Origin of the sequence: Streptomyces boncukensis (assembly GCF_011045075.1) — a bacterium.
In the GTDB taxonomy this organism is placed as follows: Bacteria; Actinomycetota; Actinomycetes; order Streptomycetales; family Streptomycetaceae; genus Streptomyces; species Streptomyces boncukensis.
Map to the genome: position 1 here is coordinate 1 of NZ_JAAKZZ010000629.1, position 3715 is coordinate 3715.

At 70.4% G+C, this 3715-nt stretch carries 3 protein-coding genes; all 3 read right to left on the reverse strand.

Going from position 1 to position 3715, the window contains the following annotated elements; all coding sequences use genetic code 11:
- Positions 1–1868: ATP-dependent zinc metalloprotease FtsH (gene ftsH / locus G5C65_RS33260; protein ID WP_165302788.1), on the reverse strand; the 1868-nt coding region annotated here is incomplete at its 3' end.
- 194 nt (positions 1869–2062) lie between these two features.
- On the reverse strand, positions 2063–2602 hold the full coding sequence (gene hpt / locus G5C65_RS33265; RefSeq protein WP_165302790.1) for a hypoxanthine phosphoribosyltransferase: 540 nt from the start codon (positions 2600–2602) through the stop codon (positions 2063–2065).
- Between the two features lie 56 nt (positions 2603–2658).
- On the reverse strand, positions 2659–3715 hold a 1057-nt coding region (gene tilS / locus G5C65_RS33270), incomplete at its 5' end, for a tRNA lysidine(34) synthetase TilS (protein ID WP_165302789.1).

Below are 3715 nucleotides of genomic sequence, written 5' to 3' on the forward strand. Positions count from 1 at the left end.
GTCCAGGCGGGGCGGCCGGGGCGCTTGGCAATGGGGGTGAAGATCTCCGAGATCTCCTCCTTGCCCAGTGTCTCCTTCTCCAGCAGGGCCAGCACCAGGTTGTCGAGGACGTCGCGGTTCTCCACCAGGATTTCCCAGGCTTCGTTGTGCGCCGTCTCGATCAGCTTCTTGACCTCCTCGTCCACCAGCCCGGCGACCTCCTCGGAGTAGTCCCGCTGGTGGGCCATCTCCTTGCCCAGGAAGGGCTCGGACTGGTCGGAGCCGAACTTGATCGCGCCGAGCCGCTCGGTCATGCCGTACTGCGTGACCATCGCGCGGGCCGTGGCGGTGGCCTTCTCGATGTCGTTCGCCGCGCCCGTGGTCGGGTCGTGGAAGACCAGCTCCTCGGCCGCGCGGCCGCCCATCATGTAGGCGAGCTGGTCGAGCATCTCGTTGCGGGTGGTCGAGTACTTGTCCTCGTCCGGGAGGACCATCGTGTACCCCAGGGCGCGGCCCCGGGACAGAATGGTGATCTTGTGGACCGGGTCGGAGTTCGGGGAGGCCGCCGCGACCAGGGCGTGTCCGCCCTCGTGGTACGCGGTGATCTTCTTCTCCTTGTCGCTCATGATCCGGGTCCGCTTCTGCGGTCCGGCCACGACGCGGTCGATCGCCTCGTCCAGATAGTGGTTGTCGATCAGCTTCTGGTCGCCGCGGGCGGTGAGCAGCGCCGCCTCGTTGAGCACATTGCTCAGGTCCGCGCCGGTGAAGCCCGGCGTCCGGCGGGCGACCGCGCCCAGGTCCACATCGGGCGCCATGGGCTTGCCCTTCTGGTGGACCTCCAGGATCTCCAGGCGGCCCTGCATGTCCGGGCGGTCCACGGCGACCTGGCGGTCGAACCGGCCGGGGCGCAGCAGCGCCGGGTCCAGGATGTCCGGGCGGTTGGTGGCGGCGATCAGGATGACGCCGCCCTTGACGTCGAAGCCGTCCATCTCGACCAGCAGCTGGTTCAGCGTCTGCTCGCGCTCGTCGTGCCCGCCGCCCATGCCGGCGCCGCGGTGCCGGCCGACGGCGTCGATCTCGTCGACGAAGACGATGGCCGGGGCGTTCGCCTTGGCCTGCTCGAACAGGTCGCGCACCCGGGAGGCGCCGACGCCGACGAACATCTCGACGAAGTCCGAGCCGGAGATCGAGTAGAACGGCACCCCGGCCTCGCCCGCGACGGCGCGGGCCAGCAGCGTCTTGCCGGTGCCGGGCGGGCCGTAGAGCAGCACGCCCTTGGGGATCTTCGCACCGACGGCCTGGAACTTCGCCGGCTCCTGCAGGAACTCCTTGATCTCGTGGAGCTCCTCCACCGCCTCGTCGGACCCGGCCACGTCGGTGAAGGTCGTCTTCGGGGTGTCCTTGGTGATCAGCTTGGCCTTGGACTTGCCGAAGTTCATCACCCGGGAGCCGCCGCCCTGCATCTGATTCATCAGGAACAGGAAGATGACGATGATCAGGACGAACGGCAGCAGCGAGATCAGCATCCCGACGAACGGGTTCTGCTTCTTCGGCGCGACCGTGTATCCCTTGGGGATTTCCTTCTGCTCGTACTTGGTCTGCAGGGTCTTGGCCAGATCGACGCCCTGGTCGTCGATATAGCTCGCCTTGATCTTGTCGCTGTCCTTGACCTTGGCGCCGTCCTTGAGCTCCACCTTGACGATCTGCTCATCGCCGGTGGTCAGCTCGGCGGACTTCACCTTGTCGTCCTGGATCGCCTTGACGACCTCGCCGGTGTCCACAGTCTTGTAGCCGCCGGACCCGCCGACGACCTGCATCAACACGACCACAGCAAGGACGGCCAGCACGATCCACATGACCGGCCCGCGGAAGTATCGCTTCACGTCCATCCATACGGAGCGCGTGGGCCCCGTCCCTCCTGCCACAGTGAGTTGAAAAGCCTGACCTTCGGACGGTACCCCAGCATTGTCGCCCGGTGCCGCCGCGGACGGTCAATCCCAACCGCCCTTCGAACCTCCAACGACGTGTCGCGGCCCTGTGTTCCCGGGCCCCGGAACGCCTCCGCGGGGTTGCGCCGACCGGCTCAGCCGCCGTAGACGTGCGGGGCGAGTGTTCCGACAAACGGGAGATTGCGGTACTTCTCGGCATAGTCCAGGCCGTATCCCACGACAAACTCGTTGGGGATGTCGAAACCGGCCCACTTCACGTCGATCGCCACCTTGGCGGCGTCCGGCTTGCGCAGCAGGGTGCACACGTTCAGCGAGGCGGGCTCGCGGGAGCCGAGGTTGGACAGCAGCCAGGACAGCGTGAGCCCGGAGTCGATGATGTCCTCGACGATCAGCACGTGCTTGCCCTGGATGTCGGTGTCCAGGTCCTTGAGGATGCGCACCACCCCGGAGGACTGGGTGCCCGCGCCGTACGAGGACACGGCCATCCAGTCCATCGTCACCGGGGTCGACAGGGCGCGCGCGAGGTCGGCCATCGCCATCACCGCGCCCTTGAGGACGCCGACGAGCAGCAGGTCCCGGCCCGCGTACTCGGCGTCGATCTTGGCTGCCAGCTCGGCCAGCTTCGCGTCGATCTCTTCCTTGCTGATGAGTACCGACTGCAGATCGGCGCCCATGTCTTTCTCGTCCACCCGTAACGCTCTCGCTCGTCGAGTCTGGGGCTCGGTGCGGCTCAGAGCCGCGAGCCATGCCGGATGACCAGTCTGCCACCCTGCCGCTCGGCCTCCACACGCCCGGGGAGGTTCAGGGCCCGCTGGCCGCGCCAGGCGGTGACGAGGCGGTCCACCTCCTCGATATGCCGGGCGAAGAGCGAGCCGGCGGGCGCGCCGGCCTCGATGGCGGCGCGGCGCAGCACCCGGCGCCGGACGGCGGGCGGCAGCGCGTACAGCCGGGCGGTGTCCAGCTCGCAGCGGCCGGTGCCGGGCCCGGTGCCCGGCGCGCCGGTGCGGACGGCGCGCTCGGCGTCGGCGGCCCAGGCGTCCAGCGCGTCGGCGTCGTCCCGGGAGAGCTGGGCCGTTCGGGCGAGGGCCTCGACAACGCCCTTGCCCAGGGCCTTCTCCAGGGTGGGCAGGGCCTCGTGGCGGACCCGGGAGCGGGTGAAGGCGGGATCCTCGTTGTGCGGGTCGTCCCAGACGGGGAGCGACTGGACCATGCAGGCCCTGCGGGTGGTCTGCCGGTCGATGGCGAGAAACGGGCGCAGATAGCGGCCCCGGGCGCCGGAGACGGCGGCCATGCCGGACAGCGAGCGGGTGCCGGAGCCGCGGGCCAGGCCGAGCAGCACCGTCTCCGCCTGGTCGTCCCGGGTGTGGCCGAGCAGGACGGCGTGCGCGCCGAGCCGCTCGGCCGCGTCGTCCAGCGCGGCGTAGCGCGCGTCGCGGGCCGCGGCCTCGGGGCCCTCGTGGGTCCGCGCGACACGCACGGTGAGCGTCTCGACCGGGGCGAGGCCGAGCGCCCCCAGGCGGGCCGCCACGTCCCGGGCCCGCTCGGCGGAGCCCTCCTGCAGGCCGTGGTCGACGGTGACGCCGCCGGCGCGGACGCCGAGGCGGGGGGCTTCGAAGGCGAGCGCGGAGGCGAGGGCCATCGAGTCCGCGCCGCCGGAGCAGGCGACGAGGACGCACGGCTGCGGCGGCAGCGCCGCCTGGGGTGCCTGGGGTGCCTGGAGCGGCTGGGGTGCCTGGAGCGGCTGGAGCTCCCGGGGCTCCGGGAACTCCGGGGGAGCGGTCGGGGCG